Source organism: Streptomyces sp. PH10-H1, from assembly GCF_030063355.1.
In the GTDB taxonomy this organism is placed as follows: Bacteria; Actinomycetota; Actinomycetes; order Streptomycetales; family Streptomycetaceae; genus Actinacidiphila.
Genome location: NZ_JASISZ010000069.1, coordinates 13,829 through 31,606, shown reverse-complemented (window position 1 = coordinate 31,606; position 17,778 = coordinate 13,829). Strand labels below are relative to the sequence as shown.

Here is a 17,778-nt window from a genome sequence, read left to right as displayed (position 1 = left end):
GGCCCCACCGGGACCGGGCCCACCGGCCCGGGCCCGGTTCCGTTTCCGGGCACTGGCACGCTTGACCCCTGCCAGGACACGCTTGACCCTTGCCAGGACTGGAACACGTTCCTAACATCACTGATGTGACATCGGTACTGTCAAAGTGAGCGGGGAGCGGATGGACGCGCAGGCAGGCCCCGGCCCACTGGCCGGCGTCAGGGTCGTCGAGCTGGCCGGGATCGGCCCCGGGCCGTTCGCCGCGATGGTGCTGGCCGACCTCGGCGCCGATGTGGTCCGGGTCGACCGGCCGGGGGGTTCCGGGCTGGGCATCAACCCGTCGTTCGACATCACCAACCGCAACAAGCGCTCCGTCCTGCTCGATCTGAAGTCCCCGCAGGGCCCCTCCACCGTCCTGGATCTGGTCGAACGCGCCGACATCCTGATCGAGGGGTACCGGCCGGGCGTCGCCGAACGGCTCGGCGTCGGCCCCGAGCAGGCGCTGGCCCGCAACCCCCGCCTGGTGTACGGGCGGATGACCGGCTGGGGCCAGGAAGGCCCGCTCGCGCACACCGCGGGCCATGACATCGGCTACATCGCCATCACCGGCACGCTGGGCATGATCGGCCCGGCCGACGGTCCGCCCGCCGTCCCCGCCAATCTCGTCGGCGACTACGCGGGCGGTTCCCTCTACCTCGTCATCGGCGTGCTGGCCGCCCTGCAGCACGCCCGCACCACCGGCACCGGGCAGGTCGTGGACGCCGCGATCGTGGACGGCACCGCGCATCTGACGTCGATGATCCACGGCATGGTGGCGGCCGGCGGCTGGCAGGACCGGCGCGGCGGCAACCTCCTGGACGGCGGCTGCCCGTTCTACGGCGTCTACGAGACCGCGGACGGCGGCTATATGGCGGTCGGAGCCCTGGAGAAGCGCTTCTACGCCGAATTCGCCGCCCTCCTGGAACTCGGCGACGACGCCCCCGACCGCGGCGACCTCGCCCGCTGGGGCGATCTGCGCGCCGCCGTCGCCGCTCGCTTCAAGACCCGCACCCGCGAGGAGTGGACGGCCGTCTTCGAGCGGTCCGACGCCTGCGTCGCCCCCGTCCTGTCACTGCGGGAGGCGCCGGCCCACCCGCATCTCGCCGCCCGCGGCACCTTCATCGAGGACGGCGGTCTCGTCCAGCCCGCCCCCGCGCCCCGCTTCTCCGCCACCCCCGCCGCCGTACGCCGCCCGCCCGCCCAGCCCGGCGCGCACACCGCCGAGGTCGCCCGGGACTGGCAGATCCCCGCGCTCGACGCCTCCGAGGAGACCGATCCGTATGAAGCGTGAGATCTTCACCCCCGACCACGACGCCTTCCGCGAGACCGTGCGGACGTTCCTGGCCAAGGAGGTGCTGCCGCACCACGAGCGCTGGGAGAAGGCCGGGATCGTCGACCGCGAGGCATGGCTCGCCGCGGGCCGTCAGGGCCTCCTCGGCGTCGCGGTGCCCGAGGAGTTCGGCGGCGGGGGAGAGCCGGACTTCCGCTACGGAGCCGTCCTGGGCGAGGAGTTCACCCGGGCGGGCGCCTCGGGGCTGGCCATCGGCCTGCACAACGACATCATCGGCCCCTACCTCACCTCCCTGGCCACCGACGAGCAGAAGCGCCGCTGGCTGCCGGGCTTCTGCTCCGGCGAGATCATCACCGCCATCGCCATGACGGAACCCGGAGCAGGATCGGACCTGCAGGGCATCCGCACCACCGCCGCCGACCACGGCGACCACTGGATCCTGAACGGCTCCAAGACCTTCATCTCCAACGGCATCCTCGCCGACCTGGTCATCGTGGTGGCCCGCACCGGGCACGAGCCGGGCCAGGAGGGCGCGAAGGGCCTGAGCCTGCTGGTCGTCGAGCGCGGCATGCCGGGCTTCGAACGCGGCCGCAACCTGGACAAGATCGGCCAGCACGCGCAGGACACCGCGGAACTGTCCTTCAGCGATGTGCGCGTCCCCAAGAGCAACCTGCTCGGCGGGGAGAACCAGGCGTTCGTGCACCTGATGACCAACCTCGCGCAGGAGCGCCTGGCCATCGCCGTATCCGGGATCGCCGCGGCCGAGTCGGTCCTGGAGATCACCACCGAATACGTCAAGCAGCGCGAGGCGTTCGGCCGCCCGCTGGCCAAGCTCCAGCACGTCCGCTTCGAGATCGCGGAGATGGCCACCGAGTGCGCCGTCACCCGCTCCTTCATCGATCGCTGCATCACCGAGCACACCGGCGGCGGGCTCGACGCCGTCAACGCCTCGATGGCCAAGTGGTGGGCCACCGAACTGCAAAAACGCGTCGCCGACCGCTGTCTGCAACTGCACGGCGGCTACGGCTACATGGCCGAATACCGGGTCGCGCGGGCGTTCACCGACGGCCGTATCCAGACCATCTACGGCGGTACCACGGAGATCATGAAGGAGATCATCGGCCGTTCGCTGCTCTCCTGATCCCCGACACCGGTCTCCGGACCCTCATTCCCGAAAGGCACCGACGTGAGTCCCGAAGCGTACGTATTCGACGCCATCCGCACCCCGCGCGGCCGCGGCAAGGCCAATGGCGCACTGCACGGCACCAAGCCGATCGACCTGGTCGTCGGCCTCATCCATGAGATCCGCCGCCGGTTCCCCGGCCTGGACCCGTCCGCCATCGACGACATCGTGCTGGGCGTCGTCGGGCCGATCGGTGACCAGGGTTCCGACATCGCCAAGATCGCGGCGATCGCGGCGGGGCTCCCCGACACCGTCGCGGGCCTGCAGGAGAACCGCTTCTGTGCCTCGGGCCTGGAAGCGGTCAACCTGGCGGCGGCCAAGGTGCGCTCCGGCTGGGAGGACCTGGTGCTGGCCGGCGGCGTGGAATCCATGTCGCGCGTCCCGCTGGGCACCGACGGCGGCGCCTGGGCGATGGACCCGATGACGAACTTCGAGACCGGCTTCGTCCCCCAGGGCGTCGGCGCCGACCTCATCGCCACCATCGAGGGCTTCTCCCGCCATGACGTGGACTCCTTCGCCGCCCTGTCGCAGGAGCGGGCGGCCGCGGCATGGAAGGACGGCCGCTTCGACCGCTCCGTCGTCCCGGTCCTGGACCGCAACGGCCTGACCATCCTGGACCACGACGAGTTCATCCGACCCGGCACCACCGCCGAGACCCTCGCCGGGCTCAAGCCCTCCTTCGCGATGGTCGGCGAGGCGGGCGGCTTCGACGCGGTGGCGCTGCAGAAGTACCACTGGGTCGAGAAGATCGACCACGTCCACCACGCGGGCAACTCCTCGGGCATCGTGGACGGCGCCGCGCTCGTGGCCATCGGGAACCGCGAGACCGGCGAGCGCTACGGCCTCACCCCGCGCGCCCGTATCGTCTCGGCCGCCGTCTCCGGCTCCGACCCGACGATCATGCTGACCGGCCCCGCGCCCGCCTCCCGCAAGGCGCTCGCCAAGGCGGGGCTCACCATCGACGACATCGACCTGGTCGAGATCAACGAGGCGTTCGCCGCCGTCGTGCTGCGCTTCGTCCGCGAGATGGGCCTGAGCCTGGACAAGGTCAACGTCAACGGCGGCGCCATCGCCATGGGCCACCCGCTCGGCGCGACCGGCGCGATGATCCTCGGCACCCTCATCGACGAACTGGAACGGCGCGACCTGCGCTACGGCCTGCTCACCCTGTGCGTCGGCGGCGGCATGGGCATCGCCACCGTCATCGAGCGCGTCTGACGCCGCTGACCCGGACAGGCCCTACCCCCTTACGGAGACCTTGAGATGAGCGAGTCCACCACCATCCGCTGGGAGCAGGACGGGAACGGCGACGGAATCGTCACCCTGATCCTCGATGACCCCAACCAGTCCGCCAACACCATGAACGCGGCCTTCGCCGACTCCCTGGACGCCGTCCTGGACCGGCTGGAAGCCGAAGCGGACACCGTACGCGGCGTCATCATCACCTCTGCGAAGAAGACCTTCTTCGCCGGCGGGGACCTGCGCGACCTGATCCGCGCCACCCCCGAGAACGCCGCCGAGGTGTTCGCGGGATCGATGCGCATCAAGGGCCGGCTGCGCCGCCTGGAGACCCTCGGCAAGCCCGTCGTGGCCGCGATCAACGGCGCCGCGCTCGGCGGCGGGTACGAGATCGCGCTCGCCTGCCACCACCGGGTCGCGCTGGACGCCCCCGGCTCCAAGATCGGCCTGCCCGAGGTCACCCTGGGCCTGCTCCCCGGCGGTGGCGGCGTGGTCCGCACCGTCCGGCTGCTCGGCATCGCCGACGCGCTGCTCAAAGTGCTGCTGCAGGGCCGGCAGTACGCCCCGCGGCAGGCGCTGGAATCCGGCCTCATCCACGAGGTCGCCGCCGACCGTGAGGAGATGCTCGCCAAGGCCCGCGCGTTCATCGACGCGAACCCGCGGGCCCAGCAGCCCTGGGACGTCAAGGGCTACAAGATCCCCGGCGGCACCCCCAAGAGCCCCGGCTTCGCCGCGAACCTGCCGGCGTTCCCGTCCAGCCTCAAGAAGCAGCTCGCCGGCGCTCCCTATCCGGCGCCGCGCAACATCCTCGCCGCGGCCGTCGAGGGCTCCCAGGTCGACATCGACACCGCTCTGGCGATCGAGGGCCGGTACTTCACCGAGCTGGCCTGCGGCCCCACCTCCAAGAACATGATCCAGGCGTTCTTCTTCGACCTGCAGGCCGTCAACTCCGGGGCCAACCGCCCCCAGGGCATCGCCCCGCGCCCGGTCACCAAGGTCGCCGTCCTCGGCGCCGGGATGATGGGCGCCGGCATCGCCTACGCCTGCGCCAAGGCGGGTATCGAGGTCGTCCTGAAGGACGTCTCCGCCGAGGCCGCCGAGCGCGGCAAGGCGTACTCGGCCGCCCTCCTGGACAAGGCGCTCACCCGGGGCCGCACCACCCCGGCCCAGCGGGACGAACTGCTGGCCCGCATCACCGCGACCGCCGACCCGCAGGACCTCGCGGGCTGCGACGCCGTCATCGAGGCGGTCTTCGAGGACCCCTCGCTCAAGCACAAGGTCTTCCAGGAGATCGAGGACGTCGTCAACCCCGACGCCCTGCTGTGCTCCAACACCTCCACCCTGCCCATCTCGCTGCTCGCCGAAGGCGTCAGGCGACAGCAGGACTTCATCGGCCTGCACTTCTTCTCGCCCGTCGACAAGATGCCGCTGGTGGAGATCATCAAGGGCGCGCACACCAGCGAGGAGGCGCTGGCCCGCGCCTTCGACCTGGTGCGGCAGATCCGTAAGACCCCGATCGTGGTCAACGACTCGCGCGGCTTCTTCACCTCGCGCGTCATCGGCCACTTCATCAACGAGGGCGTCGCGATGGTCGGCGAGGGCCTCGACCCGTCCTCCGTCGAGCAGGCGGCCGCGCAGGCCGGCTACCCGGCCAAGGTGCTCTCGCTCCTGGACGAGCTCACTCTCACCCTCCCGCGCAAGATCCGCGCGGAGTCCAGGGCCGCCATCGAGGCAGAGGGCGGCACCTGGCAGACCCATCCGGCCGAGACCGTCCTGGACCGGCTGATCGACGAGTTCGGCCGCAGGGGCCGCAGTGGGGGCGGCGGCTTCTACGACTACGAGGACGGTAAGCGCACCGGCCTGTGGCCCGGTCTGCGCGAGCACTTCACCCGGGCCGACGCGCGGATTCCGTTCGAGGACATGCAGGAGCGGATGCTGTTCTCCGAGGCGCTGGACACCGTCCGGCTCCTGGAGGAAGGCGTCCTGACCTCTGTCGCCGACGCCAACATCGGCTCGATCATGGGTATCGGCTTCCCCGCCTGGACCGGCGGCGTCCTGCAGTACATCAACGGCTACCCGGGCGGGCTGCCCGGCTTCGTCGCCCGCGCCGGCGAGCTGACGGCTGCGTACGGTGAGCGCTTCACGCCGCCCGCGCTGCTGGTGGCGAAGGCGGAGCGGGGCGAGACCTTCACCGACGGCTGACAGCCGGCAGAAGCAGGCAGACGGCGTACGGCTTCGGCCTCAGTCCCGCGCGGATGAGGCCGAAGCCCGCAGCTCCTCCGCCAGCGACCGCTGGAAAGCCGTCACCAGCGCCTGGACCAGCGCCGGTTGGATGTACTCCGTCAGCGAGCGCATCCGGGCGGTCTCCTCCGGGCTCGGGTCGCCGTCCAGATAGGGCTGCCACACCTGCTCGCGGAAGAGCTTCTGCAGCTCATGAGCGACGGCCCGGGTGTGCTTCAGGACGATCTCGCGGGTGGCCAGCACCGTCTCCAGCGGGATCGGCACCTCCAGCAGCCGCACCCCCAGGTGCAGCATCGCCGGATTGACCAGGAAGACCTCGCTGCGGTCGGTGCGGTCCAGCACGCCCATCGCCGACAGCCGGTCCAGGTCATGCTCGGTCAGCGCCCGGCCCGCCCGCCGCTCCAGCTGCGCGCGCGGTGTCTCCTCGGCGGAGTCCGGCACCCAGGCGGCGACCAGCGCCCGGTGCATCGCCAGGTCCTCCGCGGTGATGTCGGCGGGCAGTTGCAGCAGGTAGCGCTCGATGGCGGCCAGCGTCAGCCCCTGGTGCTGCAGCTCCTCGATGAGCGACAGCCGGGCCAGATGCTCCGGCCCGTACAGCCCCACCCGACGCGGACCGAGCACGGGCGGCGGAAGCAAGCCCTTGCTGCTGTAGAAACGGAGCGTACGGACGGTCACACCGGCCCGCGCCGCCAACTCGTCGACAGTGAGGCCGGCCGGCTGGGCCAGGGACTGCGTCATACGCTGCGCCTCGCTTCCGTCATTGATCGCGCCGGTGCCGCCGGCACTGCGTCAATCGCGCTCAACAGTATTGCTGTCTCAGCGATGGTGTGAAAGCTTGCGATTCCCGCAGCCCACCAGGTTCCAGGAGACCGGCCGGGAGGCCGGTCAGGAGGCCCCCATGCCCACGATCCTGCGACTCCCCGCCGAACCGTCCGAGCTCACCCTCCCCGCACTGCTGCTGCGCAACGCCGAGGACCACGGGGACCTTCCCGCACTGTCCTGGCGCACCGCCGACGGATCCGGCTGGACCACCCTCACGTGGTCCGACGTCCGCCGCAAGGTGGCCGTCCTCGCCTCCGGTTACGCCGCGATCGGCGTGGAGCGCGGCGAACACGTCCTGCTGATGATGGGCAACCGGCCCGAGCACTGGCTGTCCGACCTCGCCCTGGTGCACCTGGGCGCCGTGCCGGTCACGGTGTACAGCACGGCCGCGCCCGAGCAGATCGCCCATATCGCCCGGCACAGCAGGGCCCGGCTCGCGGTGGTGGAAGCGGAGCGGGAGAGCGCGTTGTGGGAGCCGCTCATCGACGACCCGCACACCCGGCTGCGACGGCTGGTGGTGGTGGAACCGGGCCAGGCGGGCCCGAACATCGCGTACGCCTCCATCGCCGCGCAAGGGGTCCGGCTGCACGATCCTGAGGCATTCGAGAAGGGGTGGCGCGCGGTGGGGCCGGCCGACCCGCTCACCGTCGTCTACACCTCCGGGACCACCGGCGACCCCAAAGGGGTGGTGATCTCGCACCGGAACGTCCTGCTCAACGGCATCGCGCTCGACCGCGTCGCCGACTTCCCCGACCATGCCGCGCACATCTGCTACCTGCCCTTCGCCCATATAGCCGAACGCATGCTGGGCATTTACCTGCCGGTCTTCCGGGCCGCGCACGTCCACCTGTGCGCCGATCCGCAGGCCGTCGCCGCCACCGCCCGGGAGCTGCGCCCGGTGCAGTTCTTCGGCGTGCCCCGGGTCTGGGAGAAGCTCACCTCCGCGGTGCGGGCCGCCCTCGATCTGCTGCCCGCCGAGCGTCGGGCGGTCGTCGAGGCCGCCGCGGAGACGGCGCGGGCCGTGGTGAGGTGCCGGGAGCGCGGCGAGGAGCCCTCGCCGGCCCTGGCCGCCGCCTACGCCGAGGCGAAGAGCGGTGTCCTCGATCCGGTGCTGGCCCTGGCGGGCTTCGACCGGCTGATCTGGATGGCGAGTGCCGCCGCCCCGATGCCGGTGGACATCCTGGAGTTCTGGGCCGGCTTCGGCTTCGTCATCGTCGACGCCTGGGGCCTGACGGAGACGACCGGTGTGGCCACCACCAACAGCCCGCGCGGCTTCCGGTTCGGCTCCGTGGGACGGCCGTTGGACGGGGTGGAGGTACGGATCGCGGAGGACGGCGAGATCCTCGTCCGCGGACCGATCGTCTGTTCCGGCTACCTGCGGCCCGACGGATCGGTGCTCCCCGCCACCGACGCCGACGGGTGGTTCCCCACCGGGGACGTCGGCCGGATCGACGCGGACGGCTATCTGTGGATCACCGACCGAAAGAAGGAGATCATCGTGCTCTCCTCGGGCAAGAACGTCGCCCCCGCCGCGGTCGAGAACGCCCTCAAGGCGCACCCGCTGATCGGCCAGGCCCTCGTCCACGGCGACGGTCGCCCCTACCTCGTCGCCCTCCTCGTCCTCGATCCCGAACTGGCTCCCGCGTGGGCCGAACGGGAGGGCCCCGACGCGCTGCGCGCCGAGGTCGCCCGCGCCGTCGCCGCCGCCAACGCCCGCCTCAGCCGTCCGGAGCAGATCAAGCGCTACCACCTGCTCACCGGGGAGTGGGGCCCGGCCACCGGCGAGCTCACACCGTCGCTGAAGCTGAAGCGCCGGGTGATCCGCAGCACGTACGCTGAGCAGATCATGTCCCTGTACGAGGGGTAGGCCCTGTGCACCACCGCGTCCTGGGCGGCGCTCTCGCGGCGCTGCTCCTCCTCACCGCGTGCTCCGGCGGTCAGGCGGCCCCGGCACCGCCCCCCGCGGACAGCGTCTCCGGCGTCGGGGACCCGCTGTTCCCGCTCGCGGGCAACGGCGGGTACGACGTCTCGCACTACGGCCTCGTCCTGGACTACGAACCCGCCACCGGGCTGCTGCGCGGCACCGCGAAGATCACCGCGCGGGCCACCCGGCAGCTGCCGGCCTTCAACCTCGACCTCTCGGGGCTCACGGTCGGCACGGTCACCGTCGACGGCGCCGCGGCGAAGACCTCCCGCGCCGGAACCGAACTGACGGTGCGGCCTGCCCACGCCGTTGCCCGGGGCGCGGCTTTCATCGCCACCGTCGAGTACTCCGGCGTCCCCAGCATCATCAAGGACGACGACGGCTCGCACGAGGGCTGGATCCGCACGGACGACGGGGCCGTCGCGCTGGGCGAGCCGGTCGGCTCGATGACCTGGTTCCCCGGCAACAACCACCCCTCCGACAAGGCGGCCTACGACATCGCGGTCACCGTGCCGGCCGGCCTCACGGCCGTGTCCAACGGGGAGCTGACGGCCACCCGCACCTCGGGCGGCCGGTCCACCTTCCAGTGGCACAGCGCCGAGCCGATGGCGAGCTATCTGACGACCGTGGCCATCGGGCACTTCCAGGTCACCCAGTCGCATACCGCCTCGGGACTGCCGGTGTACGTGGCCGTGGACCCCCGTGAAGCGGGCGAGGACCGCTCCGGCGTGCTGCGGAAGATCCCGGAGATCCTGGACTGGGAGAGCGCGCTGTTCGGCCCGTACCCCTTCTCGTCCACCGGCGCCATCGTGGACCGGGTCGACCGCGAGGTCGTGGGCTACGCCCTGGAGAACCAGACCAAACCGGTGTTCCCCGGCGACACCGAGGGGACCACGCTGGACGAGCCGACCCTGGTGCACGAACTGGCGCACCAGTGGTTCGGCGACTCCGTCACCCCTCGCACCTGGCAGGGCATGTGGCTCAACGAGGGGTTCGCCACCTACACCGAGTGGCTGTGGGACGAACAGCACGGCGGTGACAGCGTCCAGAAGCACTTCGACACCGCCTACGCGGACGACGCCCAGTGGGAGTTCCCGCCGGCCGACCCCGGAAGCGCGGAGAACGTCTCCGACGCCCCGGTCTACGGCCGCGGCGCCATGGTGCTGCACAAGGTGCGGCAGGCCGTCGGCGACAAGGACTTCTTCACCATCCTGCGCACCTGGGCCGTCGAGCACCGGCACGGCAACGTCAACACCGCCGAATTCACCGCCTGGTGCGAGAAGCACTCCGGCAAGAACCTCAGCGGCCTGTTCGCCGCCTGGCTCTACGGCGACGGCCGGCCCAAGACCCCATAGGGCTGGCCCGGCCCCTCCGGAGTACGGCGGTCAGTGGGCGTCGGTGCCGCGCAGCGGGGCGCCGACCTCGTGCATGTGACTCAGGGCCTGGGCGTAGGAGTCGAGCAGACTGGTCTCGGTGTAGCGGACGTCCAGCCGGGCGCAGTGCTCGCGGACCAGCGGCTGGGTGAGCCGCAGGTGGGGGCGGGGCATGTTCGGGAAGAGGTGGTGCTCTATCTGGTAGTTGAGCCCGCCCAGGAACCAGTCGGTGACCAGGCCGCCGCGTACGTTGCGCGAGGTGAGGACCTGGCGGCGCAGATGTCCCCAGCGCGATCCCGGCTCTGGCATCTCCATGCCCTTGTGGTTGGGCGCGAAGGCGGAGCCCAGGTGGAGGCCGAACAGCGCGTGGTGCAGCAGGGCGAAGACGATGGCCTGGCCGACGGGCATCGCGATCAGCAACAGGGAGACGTAGCCCAGGAGATGGGCGGTGAGCAGCGCGCCCTCCACGTTCCGCTCCCGGGCGGGCTTGTCGCGCAGGCTCTGGAAGCTGGACACCTTCAGGGCGATGCCCTCCAGCAGCAGCATCGGGAAGAACAGCCGCGCCTGGTGCCGGGTGAGGAAGCGGGCGAAGCCCTGCCGTTCGACGGCCTGGGCGCGCGTCCACACCAGGGCGCCGACCTCGACGTCCGGGTCCTTCTCGATGTGGTTGGGATTGGCGTGGTGGCGGTTGTGCTTGTCGATCCACCAGCCGTAGCTCATGCCGAGCAGCAGATTCGCGTGCGCCAGGCCGATGAGCCGGTTCCGGTCCCGGCAGCGGGCGATCTGCTGGTGCCCGGCGTCATGCCCGATGAAGGCCGTCCGCGCGCCGAAGACCGCGGTCGGCAGGGTCAGCAGCAGCACCAGCCAGGAGCCGCCGAGCATCATGACCCCGGTCCATATCGCGCCCAGCGCCGCCAGGTTCGAGCTGATCATGGCCGCGTAGTAGCCGGGCCGGCGTCTGAACAGGCCGCGCTCCTTGACCTCCCGCAGCAACGGAGCGAAATCGCTGCCCGCCGGGCAGTCGGTGCTGTCGGGGGCGCTGGCGAGGGGGGCTGCGAGAGCGCTGACGGGGGGCATGGTGCTCCTCGATGCTGGCGTGCGGAATCCGTACGTCGAACCTACGGATCAGCGGCAAGGGGCAGCCATGGCGGCATCACCCCAGCCGCTGGGGTGCCAAGCCCCCGGATATTCGGGGGCTAACCCCCGCACGGTCCTGCAAGTATGGGCTGCGTGAACGTGACAGCCGACCACACCGGCCGGTGGGAGACATCCCCGCTGGCGCCCGGTCATCCCGAGGCATCCGCCCTGCTGCGGCAGTACTTCGTCGAACTGGTCGGGCGGTACTACGACCGGCCCGTGACCGGGGCGGAGGTGGACCAGGTCCTGCTGGACGAACCCAGCGACGACCTGGTCGTCCCCACCGGTTACTTCCTGGTCGCCCGCCGTGACGGCGTGCCACTGGGCTGCCTGGGCGTGCGCGTGCTGGACCCGGACACCGCGGAGCTGACGCGGATGTTCGTGCACGCCGACGCGCGGGGCGAAGGCGTCGCGAGCCGGCTGGTCGCCGCCGCGGAACGCGCCGCACGGGACGTGCTGGGCGCGCGCGTCATCCGCCTCGACACGCGCAAGGACCTGGTCGAGGCCCGCGCGCTGTACATCAAGCACGGGTACACCGAGATCCCCGCCTACAACGACAGTCCGTACGCGGACCACTGGTTCGAGAAGCGGCTGGCCTGAGCGATGCCGCACCCGGCACGCACCTTCGCCGGCATCGAGGTCGTCCCCCTGTGCGACGCGTTCTCTGTCAAGTCCAGCATGTTGAGTGCCTGACGCTGTCGGGGATCTTGAAAGCAGCCCGGGTCTGTTTCTGAAGCCCTGGCAGGCTTACGCTCGGCGGATGACCTTGGAATGGGAACAGGTAATTGTTCACTCGGTAGATCCGGTGGCCTTGGGGCAGTGGTGGGCTGAGGCTCTTGGCTGGGTTGTGGTCCACTCCTCTGCTGAGGAGTTCGAGATCCGCCCGGAGCCGGATCGCCTGCCGGGGTTGGACTTCGTCCGGCTTGATGAGAGCAAGAAGGTTAAGAGCCGACTGCATCTCGACTTCAGGCCTGATGACCAGGACGCCGAGGTGGCTCGTCTTGTGGCTCATGGCGCACAGCGTGTTGATATTGGCCAGGGTGATCAATCGTGGGTTGTATTGGCAGACCCCGAAGGCAACGAGTTCTGTGTCCTTGGCCAGCGACGTCAATAAGTGGCTGTTTGAGGGGCTGCTGGCCGAGTTGCTGCCCCAGCGGTGACGTCCCAGGAACGGCCTCTCACGGGCCTTGACCCGCTCGTGGAACTCGTTCTTCAGATCGGTGTGCCGCTGGGTGAGAGCGTTGCGCGGGACTTCGGCCGCGAGGGCGACGACCGTCAACACTCCCGTGGAACGGTTCGCGGTGTCGTTCAGGATGCGGTCCATGGCCGCGCGGATGCGGCCCCGTTCGTCGGTGGGCTGAGTCATGCCGGGGGCTCCTGGGCGGTGATGCGGTGCTGGTGGTGGTCGGCGTGCTCGTGCAGGCGGGTGGCCGGCCCGCGCAGACGCTCGGCCGGCGGAGGCGGCAAGGCCCCGGAGTCCGCTTGTCGTTGCAGGTCGGCGGCCTGGTCGGTGAGCAGGGCGGCGTGGTGATCGGTGCGGGCGATGTTCGTGCAGGAGGTGACGCATCGGTCGAGCCGGGGGCGTCATCTTCCTGGGTGCGGCGGCAGAGCGCCTTGTCACGGTTGTAGACACACATCGCGAAAGCCCGCGGGTTAGCCGGGAACATCCGGCACAGCGACCACGTCAGCGGCAGCCTCGCCGCCGACGGCGCCACGCCCGCCTTCCCGGCTGCCCGCTACCTTGTCCAGCGGGCCGAGCTGGACGCGCTGGCCGCCCAGGCGGCGAAGGGCGCGGCCCCCGTGCTGAGCGCGGCACCCTGGCCACCGCGCACTTCCCCGAACCGTTCACGACACCCTGAGCCCACGCGGGGGCCCGGTCCGCGCGGGCATAATGCACCCAGAAGTCCAGCGGAGAGAGCAGGTTCAGCATCGTGACGATGTCTGTTGCAGGGTCGGTCGGGCCGTCGGTCGAGCGCCGGATCGCCGAGGAACTCGGGGTACGCGAGGGACAGGTACAGGCGGCCGTCGACCTGCTCGACGGTGGGGCCACCGTGCCGTTCATCGCCCGCTACCGCAAGGAGGCGACCGGCACGCTCGACGACACGCAGCTGCGCACCCTGGAGGAGCGGCTGCGCTATCTGCGGGAACTGGACGAGCGGCGGGCGGCGATCCTGGAATCCGTCGAGTCGCAGGGAAAGCTGGACGACGCGCTGAAGGCGCAGATCCTGGCCGCCGACTCCAAGGCGAGGCTGGAGGACATCTATCTGCCCTTCAAGCCCAAGCGGCGCACCAAGGCGCAGATCGCCCGGGAGGCCGGCCTCGAGCCGCTGGCGGACGCGCTGCTCGCCGACCCGGGGCTGGACCCGCAGACCGAGGCCGCCGGTTACGCCGACGCCGGCAAGGGCGTCGAGGACGCGGCCGCCGCGCTGGAGGGCGCCCGGTCGATCCTCACCGAACGGTTCTCCGAGGACGCCGACCTGGTCGGCGAATTGCGCACCCGGATGTGGTCGCGGGGCCGCCTGGTGGCGAAGGTCCGCGCGGGCCGGGAGGAGGCGGGCGCCAAGTTCGCCGACTACTTCGACTTCACCGAGCCGTTCGCCAAGCTCCCCTCGCACCGGGTGCTGGCCATGCTGCGCGGCGAGAAGGAGGACGTCCTCGACCTCACCTTGGAGCCGGAGGAGCCGAGCGAGGGCCCCAGCAGCTACGAACGCAGCATCGCCCACCATTTCGGCATCACCGACCGCGGACGGCCCGGCGACCGCTGGCTCGCCGACACCGTGCGCTGGGCCTGGCGCACCCGCTTCCTGGTCCGGCTGGGCATCGACCTGCGCGTACAGCTGCGCCAGGGCGCCGAGGACGAGGCGGTCCGGGTCTTCGCCTCGAACCTGCGCGACCTACTGCTCGCCGCACCGGCCGGCACGCGGGCCACGATGGGACTCGACCCCGGCTTCCGCTCGGGCGTGAAGGTCGCCGTCGTCGACGCCACGGGCAAGGTCGTGGCCTTCGAGACGATCTACCCGCATGTGCCGCGCAACAAGTGGGACGAATCGGTCGCCACCCTCGCCGCGCTCGCCCGCACCCACGCCGTCGACCTGATCGCGATCGGCAACGGCACGGCGTCGCGCGAGACCGACAAGCTCGCCGCCGACCTCATCCGGCTGCACCCGGACCTGAAACTGACCAAGGCCGTGGTCTCCGAGGCCGGCGCGTCCGTCTACTCGGCGTCCGCCTACGCCTCCGCAGAACTGCCGGAACTGGACGTCTCCATCCGCGGCGCGGTCTCCATCGCCCGGCGTCTGCAGGACCCGCTGGCGGAGCTCGTCAAGATCGACCCCAAGTCGATCGGGGTCGGCCAGTACCAGCACGACCTGTCGGAACTGAAACTGTCGCGCTCGCTGGACGCGGTCGTCGAGGACTGCGTCAACGGTGTCGGCGTCGACGTCAACACCGCCTCCGCGCCGCTGCTGCGCCGTGTGTCGGGCATCACCGAAGGCCTGGCGGGCAACATCGTCGCCCACCGCGACGCCAACGGGCCCTTCCGGTCCCGCAAGGCGCTCAAGGACGTCGCGCGGCTCGGCCCGAAGGCGTACGAGCAGTGCGCGGGCTTCCTGCGGATCCCGGGCGGCGACGACCCGCTGGACTCCTCCAGCGTGCACCCCGAGGCCTACCCTGTGGTGCGGCGGATCAGCGCCACGGCCAAGACCGCCATCCCGTCGCTGATCGGCAACGGCACGGTGCTGCGGGCCCTGAAGCCGCAGGACTTCGTTGACGACTCCTTCGGACTGCCGACGGTCACCGACATCCTCGCCGAGCTGGAGAAGCCGGGCCGCGACCCGCGCCCCGCCTTCAAGACCGCCACCTTCAAGGACGGCGTCGAGGAGATGAAGGACCTCCAGCCCGGCATGCTGCTGGAGGGCGTCGTCACCAACGTCGCCGCCTTTGGTGCCTTTGTCGACATCGGCGTCCACCAGGACGGCCTGGTGCACGTCTCGGCGATGTCCCAGAAGTTCGTCTCGGACCCGCGTGAGGTCGTCAAGCCCGGTGACATCGTGCGGGTGAAGGTCATGGAGGTCGACATCCCGCGCAAGCGCATCTCGCTGACCCTGCGTCTGGAGGACGAGGCCACCGGTCCGCGCGGTCCGCGCGACGGACAGCGCCCGGCAGGCGGCGGGGGCGGCGACCGCCGGGGTACCCCGCCCCGCCAGGCCCGCGGTGCCCGCGACGCCCGAGACGACCGCAGCGACCGGCGCGGCGGGGGTTCCGCGGCTCCGGCCCCCGGCGGCGCCATGGCCGAAGCCCTGCGCCGCGCCGGCCTGGACAAGGGCCGCGGCGGCCGCTGACCGGCCGCACTCCAAGGCCCGCAACTCCCCGGCCGGCGCGGACGCGCCGGCCGGGGAGTTGCGGTACAACCGCCCCGGCTGCGGTACAACCGCCCCGGCTGCGGAACAACCGCCCCGGCAGAACCAGAAGTTGTCTCGTATCCCTCTTCTGTCATGGCGGGTACAACCGCTACGGTCCGCCCGTGCTCACACATGCGCGGGGAACCCGCACCCAATGGATATCCGCCGTGGTGGCCGTACTTGCCGCCCTGGCCGCCGTACTCACCGCACCCACCGTCGCGCACGCCGCCACCCGGGATGCGGGCACGGTACGGCAAGGACTGAGCCAACCCGACTATTCCTACGCCGACGCCATCCGCGAATCGGTGTGGGTGGACACCGGACTCGACGGCGACGCGGACGGCAGAACCGACCGGGTCGCCGTCGATATCGTGCGGCCCAGCGAACCCGCCAAGGCCGGCCGGAAAATACCCGTCATCATGGATGCCAGCCCCTACTACTCCTGCTGCGGACGCGGCAACGAGAGCCAGCTGAAGACCTACGACGCCAACGGCCACATCGTCCAGGCGCCGCTGTTCTACGACAACTATTTCGTGCCGCGGGGGTACGCCGCCGTCCTGGTCGACCTGGCGGGCACCAACCGGTCCGACGGCTGTGTCGACGTCGGCGGCCGCTCGGACATCCAGTCCGCCAAGGCGGTCGTCGACTGGCTGAACGGCCGTGCCAAGGGCTACAGCGCCCGCGCCGGAGGCCAGTCGGTCACGGCGAGCTGGACCACCGGCGCCGTCGGCATGATCGGCAAGAGCTGGGACGGCACCATCGCCAACGGTGTCGCTGTCACCGGGGTGCGCGGTCTGAAGACCATCGTGCCGATCAGCGCGATCAGCTCCTGGTACGACTACTCCTTCCACCAGGGCGCCCCGCTCCAGGACGGTCCCGAGTGGCTGTCGGACTACGTCGAGACCCCCGACGCCCGCACCCACTGCGCCGCACAGCAGCAGAAGATCATCGACGGCTCGCCGCGCACCGGCGACTGGACCCCCTTCTGGACCCAGCGCGACTACGTCAAGGACGCGGACAACGTCCGTGCGAGCGTCTTCGCGGTCCACGGCATGCAGGACCTCAACGTCCGGACGAAGAACTTCGGTCAGTGGTGGGACGCCCTCGCCGCCCACGGCGTCGAGCGCAAGGTCTGGCTGTCGCAGACCGGTCACGTCGACCCCTTCGACACCCGCCGCACCGCCTGGGTGCCCACCCTCCAGCGCTGGTTCGACCACTACCTGCTGGGCGTGCGCAACGGGATCGAGCGCGAGCCGATGGCCGACATCGAGCGCACCCCCGACCAATGGACCACCGACAGGGTCTGGCCGCCGGCCGGCACCAGTGCCACCGCGCTGAACCTGCGCTCCGGTACCACGCCCGGCGTGGGCACCCTCGGGCTGAAGCCCGCGGCCCACGGCAGCACCGAGTCGTTCACCGACGACCCGAAGCTGGGGGAAGAGGACTGGGCCAGTGCGGCCGACGCCTCCACCTCTGCTAAGACCGCCTTCACCACAGGCACCCTCACCAAGGACCTGCGGCTGTCCGGCAGCGGCTCGGTCACGGTCACCGCGACCTCCTCGACCACCAGCGCCCACCTGTCGGCGGTGCTGGTCGATCTCGGCCCGGCGACCATCCGCAACTACCTCGGCGCGAAGGAGGGCATCGTCAACCTCACGACCCGCTCCTGCTTCGGCGACAGCACCGCCGGTGACAGTGCCTGCTTCCTCGACACGGCCGCGGACACCACCACTGTGAGCCACGCCGTGTTCAGCCGGGGCTGGGCCGACGTCGGCCACTTCGCCTCCCTCAGCCACGGAGTGCCGCTGGTCCCGGGCAAGCCCTACACGATCACCCTGAAGCTGGCTGCCACGGACCACGTGATCCCGGCCGGCCACCGCCTCGCGGTCATCATCGCGGGCACCGACAACGGGCTGATCCTGCCGCCCGGCACCACCCCGAAGGTGACCGTGGACCTGGCCCGTTCGGGGGTGCGCCTCCCGCTCGTCGGCGGCTACGGCGCCCTGCGGACCTCCGCCGCCACCGCGGCCCCGCAGGCCCGCGGTCCGCAGCTCCCGGCCGCTCCGCGCCCGTTCTTCGAGCGCATCCCGGCAGCCGCGCGCCTGGGCTGACCCGAAGCGCGTCCCCGTCCCGGCCGGACCCGGCCGGGA

12 protein-coding genes are annotated in these 17,778 nt (G+C 71.0%); 10 read left to right on the top strand and 2 right to left on the bottom strand.

Features of this window, described 5'->3' with window-relative positions:
• Nucleotides 1–160 precede the first annotated feature (160 nt).
• Genes QMK24_RS31640 through QMK24_RS31625 form a run of 4 tightly spaced genes read left to right on the top strand, consistent with a single transcriptional unit; the run spans nucleotide 161 to nucleotide 5,933 of the window.
• Nucleotides 161–1,309, top strand: a complete 1,149-nt coding sequence (locus QMK24_RS31640; RefSeq protein WP_283470285.1) for a CaiB/BaiF CoA transferase family protein — start codon at nucleotides 161–163, stop codon at nucleotides 1,307–1,309.
• The gene (locus tag QMK24_RS31635; RefSeq protein WP_283470284.1) at nucleotides 1,299–2,450 is read left to right on the top strand and encodes an acyl-CoA dehydrogenase family protein; all 1,152 of its coding nucleotides are present in this window, start codon (nucleotides 1,299–1,301) and stop codon (nucleotides 2,448–2,450) included. Before QMK24_RS31640 ends, QMK24_RS31635 begins: the two co-directional genes overlap by 11 nt.
• Before the next feature lie 45 nt (nucleotides 2,451–2,495).
• A complete protein-coding gene (locus QMK24_RS31630; protein WP_283470283.1) occupies nucleotides 2,496–3,710 on the top strand; it encodes an acetyl-CoA C-acetyltransferase in 1,215 nt (404 codons plus the stop codon).
• 45 nt (nucleotides 3,711–3,755) lie between these two features.
• A complete protein-coding gene (locus QMK24_RS31625; RefSeq protein WP_283470282.1) occupies nucleotides 3,756–5,933 on the top strand; it encodes a 3-hydroxyacyl-CoA dehydrogenase NAD-binding domain-containing protein in 2,178 nt (725 codons plus the stop codon).
• Between the two features lie 39 nt (nucleotides 5,934–5,972).
• Here the strand turns inward: QMK24_RS31625 and QMK24_RS31620 are convergent, their stop codons facing one another.
• Nucleotides 5,973–6,710 (bottom strand): MerR family transcriptional regulator, encoded by a 738-nt coding sequence (locus QMK24_RS31620; protein ID WP_283470281.1) that lies wholly within the window; start codon nucleotides 6,708–6,710, stop codon nucleotides 5,973–5,975.
• A 160-nt stretch (nucleotides 6,711–6,870) separates the two neighbouring features.
• Here QMK24_RS31620 and QMK24_RS31615 point away from each other — a divergent pair, with 160 nt between their 5' ends.
• Both QMK24_RS31615 and QMK24_RS31610 read left to right on the top strand, forming a co-directional pair.
• Nucleotides 6,871–8,661, top strand: coding sequence for an AMP-dependent synthetase/ligase (locus tag QMK24_RS31615; RefSeq protein ID WP_283470280.1), 1,791 nt, complete (start codon nucleotides 6,871–6,873; stop codon nucleotides 8,659–8,661).
• Between the two features lie 5 nt (nucleotides 8,662–8,666).
• Nucleotides 8,667–10,073, top strand: a complete 1,407-nt coding sequence (locus tag QMK24_RS31610; RefSeq protein ID WP_283470279.1) for a M1 family metallopeptidase — start codon at nucleotides 8,667–8,669, stop codon at nucleotides 10,071–10,073.
• Nucleotides 10,074–10,103: 30 nt separating this feature from the next.
• Here QMK24_RS31610 and QMK24_RS31605 read toward each other — a convergent pair whose 3' ends face one another.
• The gene (locus QMK24_RS31605) at nucleotides 10,104–11,168 is read right to left on the bottom strand and encodes a fatty acid desaturase family protein (RefSeq protein ID WP_283470278.1); all 1,065 of its coding nucleotides are present in this window, start codon (nucleotides 11,166–11,168) and stop codon (nucleotides 10,104–10,106) included.
• A 153-nt stretch (nucleotides 11,169–11,321) separates the two neighbouring features.
• On the opposite strand from QMK24_RS31605, the gene QMK24_RS31600 reads away from it, so the two are divergent.
• From QMK24_RS31600 to QMK24_RS31580, 4 genes are all read left to right on the top strand, one after another.
• A complete protein-coding gene (locus QMK24_RS31600) occupies nucleotides 11,322–11,828 on the top strand; it encodes a GNAT family N-acetyltransferase (RefSeq protein WP_283470277.1) in 507 nt (168 codons plus the stop codon).
• 160 nt (nucleotides 11,829–11,988) lie between these two features.
• The gene (locus QMK24_RS31595) at nucleotides 11,989–12,342 is read left to right on the top strand and encodes a VOC family protein (RefSeq protein WP_283470295.1); all 354 of its coding nucleotides are present in this window, start codon (nucleotides 11,989–11,991) and stop codon (nucleotides 12,340–12,342) included.
• 823 nt (nucleotides 12,343–13,165) lie between these two features.
• Nucleotides 13,166–15,568, top strand: coding sequence for a Tex family protein (locus QMK24_RS31585; RefSeq protein ID WP_283470276.1), 2,403 nt, complete (start codon nucleotides 13,166–13,168; stop codon nucleotides 15,566–15,568).
• A gap of 182 nt (nucleotides 15,569–15,750) precedes the next feature.
• A complete protein-coding gene (locus QMK24_RS31580) occupies nucleotides 15,751–17,739 on the top strand; it encodes a Xaa-Pro dipeptidyl-peptidase (protein ID WP_283470275.1) in 1,989 nt (662 codons plus the stop codon).
• The last annotated feature ends 39 nt before the right edge of the window (nucleotides 17,740–17,778 follow it).

Coding starts and splice junctions, on each gene's coding strand:
- QMK24_RS31640 (WP_283470285.1), top strand. CDS start 161: ATGGACGCGCAGGCAGGCCCCGGCCCACTGGCCGGCGTCAGGGTCGTC.
- QMK24_RS31635 (WP_283470284.1), top strand. CDS start 1,299: ATGAAGCGTGAGATCTTCACCCCCGACCACGACGCCTTCCGCGAGACC.
- QMK24_RS31625 (WP_283470282.1), top strand. CDS start 3,756: ATGAGCGAGTCCACCACCATCCGCTGGGAGCAGGACGGGAACGGCGAC.
- QMK24_RS31620 (WP_283470281.1), bottom strand. CDS start 6,710: ATGACGCAGTCCCTGGCCCAGCCGGCCGGCCTCACTGTCGACGAGTTG.
- QMK24_RS31615 (WP_283470280.1), top strand. CDS start 6,871: ATGCCCACGATCCTGCGACTCCCCGCCGAACCGTCCGAGCTCACCCTC.
- QMK24_RS31605 (WP_283470278.1), bottom strand. CDS start 11,168: ATGCCCCCCGTCAGCGCTCTCGCAGCCCCCCTCGCCAGCGCCCCCGAC.
- QMK24_RS31595 (WP_283470295.1), top strand. CDS start 11,989: ATGACCTTGGAATGGGAACAGGTAATTGTTCACTCGGTAGATCCGGTG.
- QMK24_RS31585 (WP_283470276.1), top strand. CDS start 13,166: ATGTCTGTTGCAGGGTCGGTCGGGCCGTCGGTCGAGCGCCGGATCGCC.